Source organism: Cupriavidus sp. FW306-01-F10A (assembly GCF_058782785.1).
On record NZ_JBYSYA010000025.1, the window covers coordinates 38746 to 55416 of the forward strand.

General features: G+C 67.3%; 13 protein-coding genes. 4 read left to right on the plus strand and 9 right to left on the minus strand.

Features of this window, described 5'->3' with window-relative positions:
• Positions 1-31: 31 nt before the first annotated feature.
• Entirely contained in the window at positions 32-2089 is a 2058-nt protein-coding gene (gene acs, locus AC3WLF_RS26290) for an acetate--CoA ligase (RefSeq protein ID WP_492359036.1), read from the minus strand.
• A gap of 205 nt (positions 2090-2294) precedes the next feature.
• Between acs and AC3WLF_RS26295 the strand changes: the two genes are divergently transcribed.
• From AC3WLF_RS26295 to AC3WLF_RS26305, 3 genes are all read left to right on the plus strand, one after another.
• Positions 2295-2723: an ACT domain-containing protein gene (locus tag AC3WLF_RS26295; protein WP_010811579.1), complete on the plus strand. Its 429-nt coding sequence runs from the start codon at positions 2295-2297 to the stop codon at positions 2721-2723.
• 210 nt (positions 2724-2933) lie between these two features.
• Positions 2934-3386: a PA2169 family four-helix-bundle protein gene (locus AC3WLF_RS26300; RefSeq protein WP_011615190.1), complete on the plus strand. Its 453-nt coding sequence runs from the start codon at positions 2934-2936 to the stop codon at positions 3384-3386.
• A 30-nt stretch (positions 3387-3416) separates the two neighbouring features.
• Positions 3417-3719, plus strand: a complete 303-nt coding sequence (locus tag AC3WLF_RS26305) for a hypothetical protein (protein WP_010811581.1) — start codon at positions 3417-3419, stop codon at positions 3717-3719.
• A gap of 52 nt (positions 3720-3771) precedes the next feature.
• On the opposite strand, the gene AC3WLF_RS26310 is transcribed toward AC3WLF_RS26305, so the two are convergent.
• The 7 genes from AC3WLF_RS26310 to rpoD form a co-directional block, all read right to left on the minus strand.
• Positions 3772-4377 carry a J domain-containing protein gene (locus tag AC3WLF_RS26310; RefSeq protein WP_492320223.1) on the minus strand — a complete coding sequence of 202 codons (606 nt, stop codon included), beginning with the start codon at positions 4375-4377 and terminating at the stop codon, positions 3772-3774.
• An 86-nt stretch (positions 4378-4463) separates the two neighbouring features.
• Complete coding sequence (locus AC3WLF_RS26315; protein ID WP_492359037.1) at positions 4464-6914, minus strand: spermidine synthase; 2451 nt, start codon at positions 6912-6914, stop codon at positions 4464-4466.
• A gap of 32 nt (positions 6915-6946) precedes the next feature.
• Positions 6947-7726 (minus strand): protein-L-isoaspartate(D-aspartate) O-methyltransferase, encoded by a 780-nt coding sequence (locus AC3WLF_RS26320; RefSeq protein WP_492359038.1) that lies wholly within the window; start codon positions 7724-7726, stop codon positions 6947-6949.
• A 72-nt stretch (positions 7727-7798) separates the two neighbouring features.
• Entirely contained in the window at positions 7799-10606 is a 2808-nt protein-coding gene (locus AC3WLF_RS26325; RefSeq protein ID WP_492359039.1) for an Hsp70 family protein, read from the minus strand.
• A complete protein-coding gene (locus tag AC3WLF_RS26330; protein ID WP_492359040.1) occupies positions 10599-12446 on the minus strand; it encodes an Hsp70 family protein in 1848 nt (615 codons plus the stop codon). Before AC3WLF_RS26330 ends, AC3WLF_RS26325 begins: the two co-directional genes overlap by 8 nt.
• Positions 12446-13030, minus strand: coding sequence for a DUF2760 domain-containing protein (locus tag AC3WLF_RS26335; protein WP_492320228.1), 585 nt, complete (start codon positions 13028-13030; stop codon positions 12446-12448). The genes AC3WLF_RS26330 and AC3WLF_RS26335 overlap by 1 nt, the downstream gene beginning before the upstream one ends.
• Positions 13031-13086: 56 nt before the next feature.
• The gene (gene rpoD / locus AC3WLF_RS26340; RefSeq protein WP_439671651.1) at positions 13087-15057 is read right to left on the minus strand and encodes an RNA polymerase sigma factor RpoD; all 1971 of its coding nucleotides are present in this window, start codon (positions 15055-15057) and stop codon (positions 13087-13089) included.
• 327 nt (positions 15058-15384) lie between these two features.
• Between rpoD and AC3WLF_RS26345 the strand changes: the two genes are divergently transcribed.
• A complete protein-coding gene (locus AC3WLF_RS26345) occupies positions 15385-16230 on the plus strand; it encodes a class II glutamine amidotransferase (RefSeq protein WP_492340323.1) in 846 nt (281 codons plus the stop codon).
• Between the two features lie 53 nt (positions 16231-16283).
• On the opposite strand, the gene AC3WLF_RS26350 is transcribed toward AC3WLF_RS26345, so the two are convergent.
• Positions 16284-16604: a hypothetical protein gene (locus AC3WLF_RS26350; RefSeq protein WP_492353186.1), complete on the minus strand. Its 321-nt coding sequence runs from the start codon at positions 16602-16604 to the stop codon at positions 16284-16286.
• Positions 16605-16671: the final 67 nt, after the last annotated feature.

A 16671-nucleotide genomic window follows, 5' to 3' on the forward strand; every position in this document is an offset into this window, starting at 1 on the left:
CGTGCCGGGAGCCGCCGGCAGGAGCGCCGTCCTATGTCGCCAGCTCCCTGATCTTCTCGACGACCTCCGGATTGGCAAGCGTGGATACGTCGCCAGGCTCCTGGTGGTTGGAGATTGCCGCCAGCACGCGGCGCATGATCTTGCCCGAGCGTGTCTTGGGCATGTCGGGAACAATCACGACCCGATGCGGACGCGCAATCGCGCCAATCTGGGATACCACCGCGGCCGAGACCTTGTTCGCGATCTTGGTGGAAGGCGACAGTCCCGGCTTGAGCGATACATAGAGATCAGGCACCTTGCCCTTGACCTCGTCGGCCACCGGCACCACCGCCGCCTCGGCGACGTCCGGCACCAGCAGTGCTGCGGATTCGATCTCCTTGGTGCCGAGGCGATGGCCGGAAACATTGATCACGTCGTCGATGCGGCCAAGGATGCGAAAGTAGCCGTCCGCCGCTTGCATTGCGCCATCGCCCGCCATATACGGCCAGTCGTGCCAGTCCTTGCTGTCGGGATTCTTGCAATAGCGCGCATAGTACTGGCGCACGTAGCGGTCCGGATCCTTCCAGACGGTCTGGAATATGCCCGGCCAGGGATTGCGGATGCAGATGTTGCCCGCCTTGCCCGAGCCGGCCGGGACCTCATTGCCTTCCTCGTCAAAGATCACCGGATGAATGCCAGGGATCCCCGGGCCAGTGCTGCCGGGCTTCATCGGGTGGATGCCCGGCAGCGTGCTGCAGAGGAAGCCGCCATTCTCGGTTTGCCACCAGGTGTCCACGATCACCGCCTCGCCCTTGCCGACTTCACGGTGGTACCACTTCCAGACTTCGGGCTCGATCGGCTCGCCCACCGTGGTCATGTGCTTGAAATGGCAGTCGTACTTCGCCGGCTCGTCGGGCCCGTTGCGCCGCAGCGCGCGGATTGCGGTGGGCGAGGTGTGGAAGATATTGACGCCAAGGCTCTCCGCAATACGCCAGGGCCGGCCGGCGTCGGGCCAGGTCGGCACGCCTTCATAGACGACAGACGAAGCGGCGAGCGCGAGCGGGCCATAGACGATGTAGGAATGCCCGGTGATCCAGCCAATATCGGCCATGCACCAGTAGACGTCCTCGGGGTGGATATCCTGGATGTACTTAGAGGTCCACGCCACATAGGACAGATAGCCGCCAGTGGAATGCTGGCAGCCCTTGGGCCGGCCCGTCGTGCCGCTCGTGTACATCAGGAACAGCGGCGCCTCCGCCGGCATCGGCTCGGGCTCGACACGCCTGCCGCGGAACCCGGCGAGCACGTCATTGAGAATGACATCGCGGCCCTTCACCAGTAGGGCGGCACTGGAATACTTGCCCGGGTAGCGCTGCCAGATCAGGACCTTCTCGACCTGCTGACCGGCGCTGGCGGCTTCTGCCACGGCGATGTCGGCCTTTTCCTTGTGATCGAGCAATTCACCGCCGCGGTGATAGGCGTCCATGGTGATCAGCAGCCGGCTCTCGGAGTCCGCGATGCGCTCGGCGCAGGCCTTGCCGCTGAAGCCGCTGAATACCTGCGAATGAATCACGCCGATGCGGGCGCAGGCGAGCATGGTGATGGGCAGTTCGGCCACCATCGGCATATGCAGCGTGACGCGGTCGCCGGCCTTCAGGCCGCAGAACTCGCGCAGCAGGGCGGCCAGCTCATTGACGCGAACAAAGAGTTCCTGGTAGGTGAGGTGATGCACCGCCTCATCCTCCGGCTCGGGCACGAAATGAATCGCGGTCTTGTTCCTGTATGCAGCGAGGTGGCGATCCACGCAATTGTGGCAGGCGTTGATCCTGCCGCCGACGAACCAGCGCCAGAAAGGCGGGTTGCTGGTATCCAGGGTCGTTTCCCAGTATTTGTACCAGTCCAGCAGGTCTGCGAACTCCTTGAAGCACTCGGGGAAACGTTCGAGGGAGAAGCGCTCGAAAATATGGGGATCGGTCAGATTGGCCTGCGCAATGAACTGGCCGGCCGGCGGGACATAGTCCTCCTCGGGCCAATGGACCGCGATTTCGGCCTCGGACACATCGGCCAATTCCTGCTGGGCAGCATGGCGTGGCGATTTGCCTTCAGACATGACGATCCCCCTTCACTTTCCATGGCATCCATCCAGGTATGGTCGGTGCCACTATCCTGCGATAGCTGCCTGAAACGACTAGTCCATATTAAGTCCGGGCACGGGGAGTTTCCAGGAATTCGCCCTGCCGCTGTCCGCCGAGCCCGGAGCTTGCCTGGCGGCCGCCATAAGCTAGATTCGTAGGAGGGCATTGGAGGAATGAGCAATGACCAACGATCTTCTCGTGGAACGCGTGGACGTGTGGGCGGCAACCATACCGGACCGTCCCGGCGGCCTCGCCGAGGTACTGGAGACCTTGCGCGATGCCGGTGCGGACCTGCAATTCGCGATTGCGCGCCGCACGCCGGAGGACCCCGGCAAGGGTGTCGTGTTCGTGACACCGCTGCAGAATGACAGGGAAATCCGTGCAGCTGCCCAGGTCGGCTTCAACGTCACGCACAGCCTGCATTCGGTGCGAATCATGGGCGGGGACCGGCCCGGCATCGTGGCGGAACTGACCCGAAAGCTGGCGGAAGGCGGAATCAACCTGCGCGGATTCTCTGCCTCCGTCATCGGGATACAGTTTGTCGCGTACGTGTCGGTGGACTCGCTCGACGATGCGAACAAGGCAATGGCAATCCTGGGCAAGGGCTGAAGCGAGGTTCAGCCATCTCCTATCATGGAATCACGCCTTGCCTCTGAACGGGCAGGCAGATGGGGCCCGGCGCGAACCGGCTGATTCATGTTGATGGCGTCTCCGACGTTCCCCTCGCGGCCGGTTGCGCCGTGGCGGTCCGTCCGTTGGCGAGACCTGGCGACTTGCGCCGAAGTTGCGCATCGCTGGCATGCAAATTGGGAGAATTCCATGGGCAACAACCAGCAACAAGCTGTCTTGGCGCTGAACCAGCTGATCGAGGCTGGCAAGGACAGCGAACTGGCCTGCATGAGCGGAGCCAGCGAAGTGCGCGATGCAGCGCTGCGCGACATTCTGACCAGCACCGCGGAATCGTACCGGGCGTCGGTAAAGGAACTGCAGTCGATGGTCAGCGCCATGGGCGGCGCGCCAGCTGACCGGGGCAGCATGAATGGCATGCTGTACCGCCGCTGGATGGCATTCCGCCACATGCTGTCGCCGAACAATGACGACGCCGTGCTGGGCATGTGCGAGCACGAGGAAGATGCCGCCAGGCGCGAGTATCAGTCCGTCATGATGAAGCCGCTGCCGCCAGAGGCCAGCGCGGCGCTGCAGCGCCAGTATGAGGCGTTGACGCAGCATCATGGCCGGATTCATGCCATGCGCGGGATGCAGATTCACTGAGGGCCCGGCTTCGCGCGATGGGAGTAAGCCATGGCAACCTACGAGTTCAAGGACAAGGATCTACAGTTCCTTGCCCAGGGCGCCGACTCCTGTTTCCCGTCCCCTGACGCTGCTTTCGTTGAGTGCGCGGACAGCCATCCGGCGTTCCTGGTGACATGGCCGGAGAGCGGACCGACGACGATGCATCTCAAGGTGCAGATTCGGGCAAGCCAGTACGCCAGTTACCTGACGGATCCGTTCAGGGGACGCGAGGTCCTGCGCAAGGCGGTGGAAGACCGCCTTGCGCTGATCCACACGGTGAAAAGCGGGCTCCTGGTCGCACCCGACATCTAGTGCTTTTGTACCGGCTTGTGCGCCCGCGGGGGCAGTCCTGAAAACACCGCCGCTACGAGCGGATGCCGAACAAGCCGTGCCAGAACGAATCGAAGGCGCCGGCATGACGCCTGGGCCGCGTTTCCTCGTCGGGGTTTGACGCTGCCGCCCCGTCGGGCGCCTGGGCGGCCTCGGTGTCCGGCGCGTGCGCGGCCCGCGCACTTGCCCGCCGCGACTCCTGCAGCGCCCATATACTGTCCGCGATGCGTGACGCCAGTTCCGCCTCGCAGTCGCGGCCGAGCAGCACGCCGAAGATGACGTCGCGGTTGTGGCCGTCGTCGGCAAAGCGCATCGCGATACCGAGCATTTTCTCGTAGTGTTCCTGCGCGATGCGCTGGCTCTCGCGTTGCGCCTCGCGCTCCTGCTCTTCCTGAGCCTCGCGCTCGGCCTGCCAGCGCTGCATTTCCCGCTCGAATACCTCGTCGTAGATCTGGCGCTGCCCGGCATCGGAGAGAATGGTGTAGGCGTCGCGGATTTCCTGGAATGCCGCATGCGCCTCAGTTTCGCGGCCAAGGTTGCGGTCGGGGTGCCACTTCATCGCGGCGCGGCGATAGGCGCGCTTGATCTCGTCCAGGGTGGCGTCCGGTGCCACGCCGAGGGTTGTGTAGAGGGTGGTCATGGGCCGATTGGGCGTCGTTCTTCCGGGCGGGCATTTATCCTAGCACGGGGTGACCCGCAGCCATGGCATGGGAGAGCGGCCCCGGTTCAAGGGCACGCAAGCGCCGCGGCAGCGTACAGTAGCAGCGCCAGCAGCACCACCGCGGTGAATCCGACGTGGATCGCGACCAGCGTGGCAAGGACCGCCGCCACCACCGAGGCGCAGGCGTTGATGCCCCATGCCCAGGGCACCAGCGTTTCGTCGCGCGCCTCGACCCGGGCCAGGCCGAGCGGGAACGGCATTCCCATCAGGAACGCCAGCGGCGCGATCAGCAGCACGGAGACGCCTATCCTGGCCGGGTCCGGCAACCCGATCAACAGCCTGAAGACCGTCGGCAGCGCCGCCAGGTAGACCAGCGCGGCCACGCAGATGCCGCTGACGGCCAGCGCCGCCTGCCGCCTGCCGCGGTCATCGCCAGCGCGCGCGGGCATGCGCTGGGCGTATCGGCTACCCAGTCCCGCAAAGCAGAGAAAGGCGCACAGCACCACCGCGACCGCATAGAGCGGGTGGCTCAGGAACAGGATGAATTTCTGGATAAAGGCGATCTCCACGAACATGAAGCCGAGGCCGACCGCCAGGAAGTAGAAGCCGGCTCGCCATTCGGGCAAGCGCCGCACGGCTGCGCCATTGCCGCCAGGCCCCGCGGCGGGCTGCGGCCGGGGGCGCCGCCGCAGGATCCAGAGCGGGACCACGATCAGCAGCAATGCCAGGGCGGTGGCCTGCAGCAGCGTGGCCACCAGCACCGGATAGCCCCATTCCAGCAAGGGCAGGCCACCCTGCGCCTTGAGCGACAGCAGTTCAGGCAGCGTGCGCCATTTGAAGAAGTGGAAGAAATACGGCCTGTCGTCGGTGGCGGGCCGCACATCGAACTTGTAGCGGGACAGGAACCGGTCGCGTTCCGGGCCGAGCAGGGCCTGCGCGGCGTCGAAGAAGTAGGGCTGGTCCAGCACGTTGTAGCGATTCGCCTGGCCGGGCTGGATGCCGGGATAGTATTCGACGTCGAAGGAACGGGCGCGGCAGAAGTCGGCGAGGGCGGCAAGCTCCGCTGCACTGAATTCCCCGTTCTTGACCACCAGCGTGGCCGTCTTCCAGCCACGGACCAGCGCCAGCCGCCGGGACGGCTCGGGCACGCCCGCGCCTTCCATGGCGGCCACGGCGGTGGCGAGCAGTTTGGGTATGTCGCGCGGCGGCAGCGTGACCCAGCGCGTGATCGCAAGCAGGCCGCCGGGCCGAAGATGGCGCAGGTAGCCCTGGAAGGCCTCCACGGTATAGAGATAGCTCTCGGAGAGCGCGTACAGTCCGGCCGATGAGGTGCTGAACGAATCGAGCAGGGCCACCTGGATGAGGTCGTAGCGTGCCGTGCTGGCCGCCAGGAAGCCGCGCGCCTCGCCGGCAAAGACACGCACGCCGGCGGCACTGTACGGCTTGCCGGAAAACGCAGCGAAGCGGCCCTGCACCAGGTCGATCACCTGCGGATTCAGTTCCACGGCATCGACCGCGCTGGCCTGGTGATAGACCGCCTGCAACACGTCCGCCCCCGCACCGCTGCCCAGCACCAGTACCTTCGGATTGCGCAGCAAGTGGTAAGGCACGGCAGAGGTGAGGTCGCCCAGGTAGGCAAGCGGTTCGCGCCGGCCGTCATGGCGGTTGAGCGCACTGAGCCCGTCGCCATCGGTAAATACGGCCAGTTGTGCTGGCGGCTCCTGGCTGGCATTGAGGCTCAGCCCGGGCGCATGCCGCAACGGGATCGAAGGGCTCTCGACCACCGTGACCAGGCCGAGCGGACTCGAGCGCTGCGCCACCACGCGCGCGTTGCCGATGCGCAGGGCCTGGCTCAGCTCCTTGTACTCGGACGGCCGCAGCGCAATCCAGTCACCTGGCACGCCGGCCGGCGCGATTGCCGCCAACAGCAGCAGCGCCGGCAGCCAGGGCCGGTGCCAGCGGCATTCCACGCATGCCAGCGCCGCCGCCGCCATGCCTGCCATGCCGACCAGCCGCAGCGCATCGACCGGATGCAGCACGAACAGCGCCACGATGATGCCCAGGCAGCCCAGCCCGGCGCCAAGGATGTCGAAGCTGTAGATGCGGGGAACCTGCCCGGTGAAGCGGGAAAAGCTCAGGCAGATACTGGTGGCGGCGCAAAGGAACGGCACGAACAGCAGCAGGTAGATCAGCAACAGGCGCAGCGGCTGCGATGGCTCCCACAGGATCTCCAGGGGGTTGAACGCCACGTGCTGGGCCAGGGCGAAGCAACCCATCGCGCTGACGCCGAACAGCAGGGCCCCGCCCGCGAACACTGGCACGAAATGGCGGACCAGCGTTCGCTGCGCCAGCGCCACCAGCGCACCGGCCGCGCCATAGCCCAGCAGTGCCACGCTGATCATCATGTAGGCGAAGTGATGCCACTGGATGATGGAAAGCAGCCGCATCAGCAGGATCTCGTAGCCCAGCGCGGTGGCGGAGAGCAAGGCCAGGGCGAACAGCGGGGGGCGTGGCATGGCGTCAGCTGGCCGGGCTGATGTGCCGCGCTTCAGTGCTTGCCAACCAGCGGCACGAACCTGACCGGCAGGATCTGCCTGGTGGAAACGGTGCCGTCCGCGGCCTTTTCGACCAGCAGCAGGTACTGCGTCAGGAACTGGGCGCCCACCGGGATCACCATGCGCCCGCCTGGCTTCAGTTGCCGGATCAGCGGCGGCGGCACGTGGCTGGCCGCCGCGGTGACGACGATGGCGTCATAGGGCGCGTGCTCGTCCCAGCCGTAGTAGCCGTCGCCCACCTTGCACGCCACCTGCCGGTAGGCCAGCCGCTTCAGGCGGTCGCATGCCTGCCGTCCCAGCGGCTCGATGATCTCGATGGTATAGACCGCGCGCGCCAGCCCGGTCAGCACCGCGGCCTGGTAGCCGGAGCCGGTGCCGATCTCCAGCACGGTGTCGCCAGGCTTGACCATCATCAGGTCGGTCATCAGGGCGACGATATACGGCTGCGAAATGGTCTGGCCATGGCCAATCGGCAGCGGCCGGTTCTCGTAGGCGTGCGGCTTCTGCGCGTCCGGCACAAACTCGTGGCGAGGCACTTGGCCCATCACGGCCATGACGCGCGGGTCGATGGCATGCCTGCCGCTCTGGGCGGCGGCCCCTGCCGCGACCGCGGCGATCTCGCTGACCATGTCGGCGCGCTGCGGGGCAAGGGCGTCGTCGGCGGCGGTGATCGAGCAGGGCAAGGCCAGCGCGATGGCGGCAACCAGGATTGGGAGGGGTGGGCGGGGCGCTGATGGCTTCACGAGTGGGGCAGGCAAGGAGCCTACCGTCATCGTAGATCATCGGTCTGGCTGGCGCAGATAAGTGGCAAATGAGGCGCCTGCAAGTCGCTTCGCGCTGGTCCGCTACCCCGCAATCAGCTTGAGCCCGGCGGGCAGCGCCTCCCCAAACACCCGCCCCTCGTCCGCGGTATTGAGTTCCACCACTTCGCGCACCATGGCAATCCAGCTTGGCGGCGCGTTGGCGGCTTCCAGCCGGCGCACCACGGTTGCCCGGATCTCGTCGGGCAGGTCCCGGCTGCGATCGCCGGTCATGCGCGCGATCTGCACGGCGGCGAACGCTGCCGGCTCGACCTTTTTCCAGTCGAGGGCCAGGATCGCGTCCAGCCATTGGGCGGCGGTCCCGGCCGGCACCACGCTGTGCGCGCTGCCGTAGAACGGCCGGCGCGCGCCGATGCGGCCCACGGCCCACCAGCCCTGGCTGTTTTCGGATGGCTTGCGCAGCCGGGCCAGCAGCCAATCGGCCAGTTCGATCTTGGCGTCGGCGGGAATGCGCTCGAGCGAGCCGGCAAGGCGCACCATATCGGCATAGCCGCCCCTGGCGGGCCCGGCGGGCTTCTTGTAGCGGGTGCTGCCGGGTGGCTGCAGGTAGAAGGCCATGTCTTCCAGCAGGCGCAGTTGCGCGCTTTCGTCCAGCCCGCCTGCCGCGCGCCGCCACAGCGTCCACCACTCGGACCAGTTCTGGCTTTCGTTGACGTACTGGATGCCCTGGTCGTACTGCGACCAGAGTTGCTCGACGCGCCATTCGTCGAGCGGATAGCCGAATCCCGGGCGCACGCAATAGCCGGCCAGGTTCAGCCACAGGCGTTCATGGTCGGCAGTGCGCCGCCTGCGCCGGGCGCGTTCCCAGAAGGCGCCGAACAGCTCGCGCAGCACGGCGCTGTCCCATTGCTCGCGCGCACCCAGCAACTGTTCCAGCTGCGCACGCAGCCGCTTGACCTCCTTGGGGCCGACGTCCTGCGAGCGCGCGCCAAAGGTGCGGTCGATCGCCTCCAGGGCCTGGGGCAGGGACGGGTGTGCCGTATCGGGCGCCGGTGCCGCCTGGGTGTCATTGCCACGCAACTGGAACTCAAGGCGCCATCGCTGCGAGGCATCCGCAATGTCGATGCAGTGGACCTCGAGCGTGCCGACCTCGGTCAGCGAGGCGGTGATCTGCACCGGCGTTTCCCGCGGGCCGCTGGCGCCGCGCGGCGGCACGACGGTGGCGATCGGCGGCAGGCGGATGAAGTCGCCCGCCGACAGGTCGGTCAGCTGACCGGGCTGATAGGCCGTGTCGGCGACGGAGGACGCCAGGTGGAATTGCACCGGATGGCCGAGCCGCAAGGCGAAGGTGCGGTCGCTGAGGTGGATTTCGTGGCCTTCCTCAGTGCCGCGCGGCAGCAGGCAGATCCCTTGCTGCCCCGACGCGCCATCATCGAGAACCAGAAAGTAGCTGCGCGGCGAGCCGCCGCCGATGCGCGGGGCCTGCCCGGCACGGGCCCGGGCATACGCGACCGCGCCCCGGGCCACGGCAACGTCGGGATTGTCGTTGTGCAGGACCTGCAGCGGCGCGCCGCGCCACGTGCCCAGCGTGTCGGCGATGCGGCCGGCCAGCGCCTGCGCCCTGAATACGCCGCCGTTGAGGAGCAGGGTATCGGGCATCGGCAAGGCATCGGCCGGCGCCTGTGGTGCGTCCAGTGCCGCCCGCGACTGCGCCGCGTGCTGGCTCAGGAACGCCGCAACGTGCCGGGTCACGGCGGGGTCGGACGCATATGGCAGGCCGAACTCGACAATCGCGCCCCGTGCGCGCCCCGGCCTTTCACTGGCCGGCACCTTGGGGAAGAAGCCGTCGACGATCAGCTGTTCGACCTCCTGCCGCCTCACTTCCACCGAGCGTGCGCCGCCGACCAGCCTGGCGCCCGCGCCCAACAGCGTCACCGTGACCGAGTCCGGCGCCTGCGCGCCGAGCAGCTGCTCCTTGGCGGCACGGCAGCGCGCGACCAGTTGCGACAGGCCGGCCGCCGACAGCCGCGGCTGCGCGGGCCCGCCGGCCCCGAGGCGCGCCTCGACCAGGTGCGCCAGGCCAAGATCCATGTTGTCGCCGCCGAGCATCAGGTGGTTGCCCACGCCGATGCGGGTCAGCTGCGGCTGCCCGTCCTGCATCTCCACCCGGATCAGGGTGAGGTCGGTGGTGCCGCCGCCCACGTCGCAGATCAGCACCAGGCGGGTTTGCGCCAGGTCGGTGTCCAGGCTCTGGCGATGATGGAACAGCCAGTCGTAGAGCGCGGCTTGCGGCTCCTCGAGCAGGCGCAGGGCGGGCAGACCGGCCAGGCGCGCCGCCTCAAGCGTCAGCGCGCGCGCGCCTTCGTCGAACGAGGCGGGCACGGTGAGGACCACGTCCTGGTCCTCGAGCCGCGCATCGGGAAAACGGTGGTTCCACGCCGCGCACACATAGCCCAGGTAGCTGGCGCTGGCGACCACCGGCGAGATCTTGTCGAGATCGTCGTCGCCGCCCCATGGCAGGATGGCCGCGGTGCGGTCGACCGAAGCATGCGACAGCCAGCTCTTTGCGCTGGCTACGAGCCTGCCGGGCACCTGCGCGCCGAGCGTGGCCGCCAGGCGCCCGAACACGGTCCGGCGCGCGGCGGCGCTGGCGGCGGATTGCCAGGGCAATTGCAGGTCGTCGCCGCTGAGCTCGCCCGGTGCCGCGTGGTAGCGCACCGAGGGCAGCAGGGGACGGGCCGCGACCTCGCCCGGGCTGACCAGCTGGTCGATATCGAAGACGCGGATCTCGTCGGACCCGGCCTTCGCGTAGGCGACGACGGTGTTGCTGGTGCCGAGGTCGATGCCGACGACGTATTGCTTCGTCGCCGGCCCGGCCGCTTGCTCAGGCATCGGCGCTGCCGCGCACGTCGAACTCGACCTTCCAGCGCTCAGCGCTGCCGCCGGGCACGGCTTCGAGTTCCAGGGTGCCGGCCTCGGTCACCCGCGCATGCAGCCTGACCGGTACCACTTCGCCCGCGGTGCGGCCTTCGGCCGGCAGGGTCGCCTGGATTTCTTCCAGCTCCTGCAGTTCCTCCGGCCCCCAGTAGTCCAGCAGGGTGCCGACCTGGTCCTGGCGGCGCACCGACGAGCCAAAGAAGCGGAAGTGCACGGGTTCGCCCACCACCAGGCCGAATTCCTGCGGCGGCAGTGCGGCCTCGGTGCCTTCCTCCATGCCGAACGGTGCCACGCACAGGGCCTGGATCGGCGGTTCGAAGCCAGGCACGGCGGGCATCGACGATTCCACGGCGATATAGTAGGCGCGCGCGGTGCCGCCACGAATCCGCACCCCCTTGCCGCGCCGCACGTAGCCGTAGTAAGCGGCGCCGCGTGCCACGGCCAGGTCCAGCTCGGCGCCGTCAAGCAGGCGGGCAGGGGCCGCGCCTTCCGCGGCGAGCCAGCCGTTCAGCGTCTGCAGGATGCGGTCCGCCAGCAGGCCGGACTTGAACACGCCGCCGTTGAACAGGACGGCGGTCGGGTGCAGGAAGGTCGCGCCTTCCGGCTGTGCGCCCTGCAAGCCTTCGATTTCGGCCAGCGCCGCCACCTGCCGGCCCAGGAATGCGGCCAGGTGCCGCGTGATGGCAGCATCCTGCGCATAGGGCAGGCCAAGCTGCGTCAGGCCGGCGCGTGCCCGGCTCACCGGGCGGGCCGAGGCCTCGACTTGCGGGAAGAAGCCTTCCAGGATGGTCTGGGTCAGCTCGGCGCGGGTCAGGTCCGTGCGGATCGAGCCGCCGATCAGCTTGGAGCCGCGGCTGGGCACCACCAGCGGCACGGTATCGGTATCCGGGTCGGTCAGCAGCGTTTCCTTGGCCGCGCGGCAGGCATAGGTCAGCGCGCGCAGTTGCCACGGATCCGCCTGGGTGCCCTGGGCCGCCAGCTTGCGCGCCACCACGTGGGCCAGCGCCAGGTCCATGTTGTCGCCGCCGAGCAGGATATGGTCGCCGACTGCGATACGGTGCAGCTCAAGGTTGCCGTCGCGCTCGATCACGGCGATCAGCGAAAGGTCGGTGGTGCCGCCACCCACATCGACGACGAGGATGATGTCCCCGACCTTGACCTGCTTGCGCCATTGGCCGGCGCTTTTCTGGATCCAGCTATAGAGCGCGGCCTGGGGTTCCTCGAGCAGGGTCATGCGGGCATAGCCGGCCGCGGCGGCCGCCTCGGCCGTCAGTTCCCGTGCGGCTGGGTCGAACGATGCGGGAATCGTCACGGTGACGTCCTGCTCGCCAAACGGCGCTTCGGGGTGGGCCTGGTCCCAGGCTTCACGCAGATGCGCGAGATAGCGCACGGAAGCCTCCAGCGGCGACACGCGCGTCACCTCGGGCGGTGCGTCGTTGGGCAGGACCGGCGCGCGGCGGTCGATGCCGGGATGGCACAGCCAGCTCTTCGCGCTCGACACCAGGCGGATCGGCGTGGCCGCGCCGCGGCTGCGCGCCAGTTCGCCCACGGCGAAGTCGCGCGCGGCGTTCCACGGCAGCGCCAGGTCGCCCGGGGCGAGTTCGCTGGCGTGCGGCAGGTACAGGAAGGAGGGCAGCAGGTCCAGGTCTTCGACGGCCCCCGGCGCGGTCAGCTGCGTGATGGGCAGGACGCGCTGGCTGGTCTTCTCGCCATCGCTGGCGGCCAGGTCGACGTAGGAGACCGCGCTATGGGTGGTGCCCAGGTCGATGCCGATGGCATAGCGTGCTTCGCTCATCAAAGCTCCACCTCGGCGGGGGCAATCACGGTGGCGTCATGGCGTTCGGCCACGCGCGGCAGGCGGACTTCCTCGACCTTCCAGCCGCGGTGGCTGATGCTGCCATGGAACGGCGCGCTGCCTACCACGTTGCCGGTCAGGCGGATGGCGGTGGCATCGAAGCCGTCGGCCAGCGTGACGCGGCTGCCCTCGGCTTCCTCGCGCACCGGCCGGATGGTGAAGTGCTCGCGCAGCACGCCGCGGCAGCCATCGTGCACCAGGCGCGCGGCGGCACCAATCTCCGTGTCGGAATAGCGCGCGATATCTTCCTCGACGAAGTCGATGAAGCGTGCATCGCGCTGGAGCAGTCCGAGCAACTGCAGCGCCGCCACCGGGCTGGCTTCCTTCAGCACGGGTGCGGCAGCCTCCGCCACCGGGGCGGGAGCAGGTGCCGATACAGGCGCGGGCGCCGGCGCCGCGGCGAATCCCTCGCCGTCACGCAGGCGCCTGACGCCGGCCGCGAGTTCGCGGTTGCCAAGGATGGCGAAGAAGGTGCCCATGGCAAGCGAGACCCTGCCGAAGAAAGATAGGTTCGAGTCAGTCATCCGAAAGCTCCTGTCTGCTCTGTGTCAGTCGGCCAAGCGGCTGTTGCCGGCGAGTATCAGGCGTCGCGCAGATAGGTGATCAGCTGGTCTGCACGGCTGGGATGCCTCAGCTTCTTCATCGCCTTGCTTTCAATCTGGCGGATCCGCTCGCGCGTGACATCGAACTGCTTGCCGACTTCTTCCAGCGTGTAGTCGGTGGACATATCGATGCCAAAGCGCATCCGCAGCACCTTGGCTTCACGCGGCGTGAGCTCGTCGAGCATCTCGCGCACGACGGCACGCAGGCCCGCCTGCAATGCGGCGTCGGCGGGCGTGGCCGTGTCCGAGTCGGCAATCATGTCGCCCAGGCTGGTATCGCCATCCTCGCCGACCGGGGTTTCCATCGAGACCGGCTCTTTCGCGATCTTCATGATCGAGCGAACCTTGTCTTCGGTCATGTCCAGGCGCTCGGCCAGCACCGCCGGATCGGGTTCCTTGCCGGTCTGCTGCATGATCTCGCGCGACAGGCGATTGAGCTTGTTGATCTGCTCGATCATGTGCACCGGGACGCGGATGGTGCGGGCCTGGTCGGCAATCGCCCGCGTCACGGCCTGGCGCACCCACCACGTCGCGTAGGTGGAGAATTTCCAGCCGCGGCGGTATTCGAACTTGTCGACCGCCTTCATCAGGCCGATGTTGCCTTCCTGGATCAGATCCAGGAACAGCATCCCGCGGTTGGTGTACTTCTTGGCAATCGAGATCACCAGCCGCAGGTTGGCCTGCGTCATCTCGTGCTTGGCCTGCCGCATCTGCCGCTCGGCTGCCAGCATCTTGCGGTTGACGCCCTTCAGGTCGGGCAGCGACAGCGCCGCCCGGGCCTGGATGTCGATCAGCTTCTGCTGGTGCGCCTCGAGGTCCGGCAGGGCCCGCGCGACCGCCGCGCTGTACGGACGGGACTGGGCGACCAGCTCCTGCCCCCAGGCCAGGTTGGTTTCATTGCCGGGGAAGCGGGCGATGACCTCCTCGCGCTCCATCCCGCAGCGCTCGACCAGCAGCTGGACCACCTGGCGCTCGACCGTGCGCACCTCGTCGACCATGGCCTGGACGTTGGCGCACAGGCGCTCGATGGTTTTTGCGGTAAAGCGGATCGTGCGCAGTTCTTCGCGCACCGCATCCCTTGCGGCCAGGAAGGCTGCCGAGCCCGCGCCATTTGCGGCGCTTTCCTGGCACATCAGCTCGAATTGCGCGGTGACGCGCGCGAACCGCTTCAGGCATTCCTCACGCAGCTGGGCCAGGGCCTTTTCATTGCTTTGCTGGGTCGAGCCTTCGTCGTCGGAGTCTTCGGAGTCGTCATCGGCCTCGTCGGCACTATCGACGCTGTCGTCGGTCTCGTCAGCTGCCGCCGCCACGGCTGCTTCGGCAATACTCTCGTCGCTCAGGCCATCGACCAGGTCGTCGATGCTGATTTCATTGCTGGCGACCTTGCCCGACAGCTCGAGAATCGCGGCGATGGTGAACGGGCAGGCCGAGATGGCATGCACCATATTGTTCAGGCCTTCCTCGATGCGCTTGGCGATCTCGACTTCCTGCTTGCGCGTGAGCAGCGTTGCCGAGCTCATTTCGCGCATGTACATGCGCACCGGGTCGGTGGTCCGGCCGAACTCGGAGTCCACGGTCGCAAGCGCTACCTCGGCCTCTTCATCGGCCTGGTCGTCCGAGGCCACCACCGGGCCATCGCTGAGGAGCAGCGTCTCGGCATCCGGCGTCTGCTCATAGATCTTCACGCCCATCTCGGCGAACGTGCTGACGATGCTTTCCATCGCCGCCGTGTCAGTGAAGTTCTCCGGCAGGTGGTCGCTGATATCCGCGTGGGTCAGGTAGCCGCGCTGCCTGCCCAGCTGGATCAGCGCACGCAATTGCTGGCTACGCGCGGCGGCTTCCGTCGATGGATCAGGCTGCGCCGTCGACCCTGCGCTGGTCTGGCCAGGGTCCTTGATTGCGCCTGCTTCTCGTGTTTTAGCTGCCGTTCGTTGTACGCCGCTTGTCATTTACTACTGTTTCCTTCGTGAATCGCGTTTCGACAGCAGCGCGCACGCTGTGCGTGCGCTATCGGGCCTGCTGTCAAGGCTCGTGAGGTACCGGTGCGGCGCGGGCCGATATCGGACGCCGTGACCATTGGAATCGGGGAGGACGCGTATTCTACAGCCATTGCTGCTTCGCAGCGTCAACTCGCCGTATCCCGGTGGAGCCGGCGCACAGTTGAGGGTAGCCGGTGCGCCACTGCCTGCGCGTGCTTTGCGTTCGCGCGTTGTCGTCCTACAACTGGAAGTGTGGGCCGGAAGCCACCGGGCCGCACCGGTCAAGGAGGAAGCATCATGTGCCGCTGGCTGGCTTACTCGGGCAAATCCGTTCCGCTGGAAACGGTGCTGTTCCAGCCGGAACACTCGCTGATCGACCAGAGCCTGAATTCGCGGCTGGGTCATACCACGACCAATGGCGACGGGTTCGGCGTCGGGTGGTATGGACGTCACTCGGAGGTGCCGTTCCGCTACCGCTGCCTGCACCCGGCATGGAGCGACACCAACTTGCGCGAGACTGCACGGGCGGTGAGAGCGCCACTTTTCGTTGCCCACGTGCGCGCAGCCACCGGCACCCCGACGCAGGAGACCAACTGCCATCCGTTCCGCTTCGGCCGCTGGCTGTTCGTCCACAACGGCCTGATCCGCGAATTCCCGCTGTTGCGGCGCGACCTGATGATGGCCGTGGCGCCGCACCTGTTCCGCTGGATCGAGGGATCGACCGATTCCGAGGTGATGTTCTTCCTGGCCCTGAGTTTCGGCCTGGAGCGCGACCCGGGCGGCGCGCTGGAGCAGATGGCCGGGCTGATCGAGGACGTGGGCCACCGCTACGACGTGCAGTTTCCGCTCAACATGACCGTCTGCGTGACCGACGGCCAGCAGATCGTGGCGGTGCGCTATTCGAGCGAGACGGACTCGCGCTCGCTGTTCCACAGCACCTCGTTCCGGCAATTGCGCGCGCTTTACCCGGACGATCCGCGCATCATCGCCGCCGGCGACAATGCCTTCCTGGTGCTGTCCGAGCCGCTGATCGAGGTGCAGGGGGTGTGGGAGGAAATTCCAGAGGCGACCACCCTGGTGGCCCGCGGTGGCGAGATCGCGCGCAGCTGCTTCGTGCCGCGGCTGCCTTCCCAGCCGGCCTGAGGGCGTAAAGGAGCAAGGGAGCGTGGCAGGATCCAGCTCCGCGGAACAAGTCCTTACTCGTGACCCTTCACGGCCTTCTTGGTCGCGCGATAGCCCTGTTTGGTGGTATCGGCAATCGCATGGCCGGCCGCCTTTGCGCCGCGGCCAATGGCATGCGCGCCGTCGCGCACCGCATGCCCGGCCTGCTTGCCAGCCGACTTGACGCCGTTCTTGAGCCCGCGCGCGTCCTCGGCCACGCCCGCATGCGCCATCGGGGTGGCCAGGGTCACCAATACGAATGCAATGACCGAGGCTCTTGCCTTCATCGCGACAACCTCTTCGATTCTGACTGAACCGGGGTCGGGGCCTGGAAGTGATCCCGACGTGGTTCCCATGACTACATTCTAGCCGTGCCCGCGCCTGTCCCCGGAGCGCTGCCCGCCGGGCCGCGCCGGCCTGGGC

What these genes read in the sequence shown, in the direction of transcription:
- AC3WLF_RS26330 (WP_492359040.1), bottom strand. Translation starts at nt 12,446, where the DNA reads ATGAGCGAAGCACGCTATGCCATCGGCATCGACCTGGGCACCACCCAT.
- rpoD (WP_439671651.1), bottom strand. Translation starts at nt 15,057, where the DNA reads ATGACAAGCGGCGTACAACGAACGGCAGCTAAAACACGAGAAGCAGGC.
- AC3WLF_RS26350 (WP_492353186.1), bottom strand. Translation starts at nt 16,604, where the DNA reads ATGGGAACCACGTCGGGATCACTTCCAGGCCCCGACCCCGGTTCAGTC.
- AC3WLF_RS26300 (WP_011615190.1), top strand. Translation starts at nt 2,934, where the DNA reads ATGGGCAACAACCAGCAACAAGCTGTCTTGGCGCTGAACCAGCTGATC.
- acs (WP_492359036.1), bottom strand. Translation starts at nt 2,089, where the DNA reads ATGTCTGAAGGCAAATCGCCACGCCATGCTGCCCAGCAGGAATTGGCC.
- AC3WLF_RS26305 (WP_010811581.1), top strand. Translation starts at nt 3,417, where the DNA reads ATGGCAACCTACGAGTTCAAGGACAAGGATCTACAGTTCCTTGCCCAG.
- AC3WLF_RS26345 (WP_492340323.1), top strand. Translation starts at nt 15,385, where the DNA reads ATGTGCCGCTGGCTGGCTTACTCGGGCAAATCCGTTCCGCTGGAAACG.
- AC3WLF_RS26295 (WP_010811579.1), top strand. Translation starts at nt 2,295, where the DNA reads ATGACCAACGATCTTCTCGTGGAACGCGTGGACGTGTGGGCGGCAACC.
- AC3WLF_RS26335 (WP_492320228.1), bottom strand. Translation starts at nt 13,030, where the DNA reads ATGACTGACTCGAACCTATCTTTCTTCGGCAGGGTCTCGCTTGCCATG.
- AC3WLF_RS26310 (WP_492320223.1), bottom strand. Translation starts at nt 4,377, where the DNA reads ATGACCACCCTCTACACAACCCTCGGCGTGGCACCGGACGCCACCCTG.
- AC3WLF_RS26315 (WP_492359037.1), bottom strand. Translation starts at nt 6,914, where the DNA reads ATGCCACGCCCCCCGCTGTTCGCCCTGGCCTTGCTCTCCGCCACCGCG.
- AC3WLF_RS26320 (WP_492359038.1), bottom strand. Translation starts at nt 7,726, where the DNA reads ATGACGGTAGGCTCCTTGCCTGCCCCACTCGTGAAGCCATCAGCGCCC.
- AC3WLF_RS26325 (WP_492359039.1), bottom strand. Translation starts at nt 10,606, where the DNA reads ATGCCTGAGCAAGCGGCCGGGCCGGCGACGAAGCAATACGTCGTCGGC.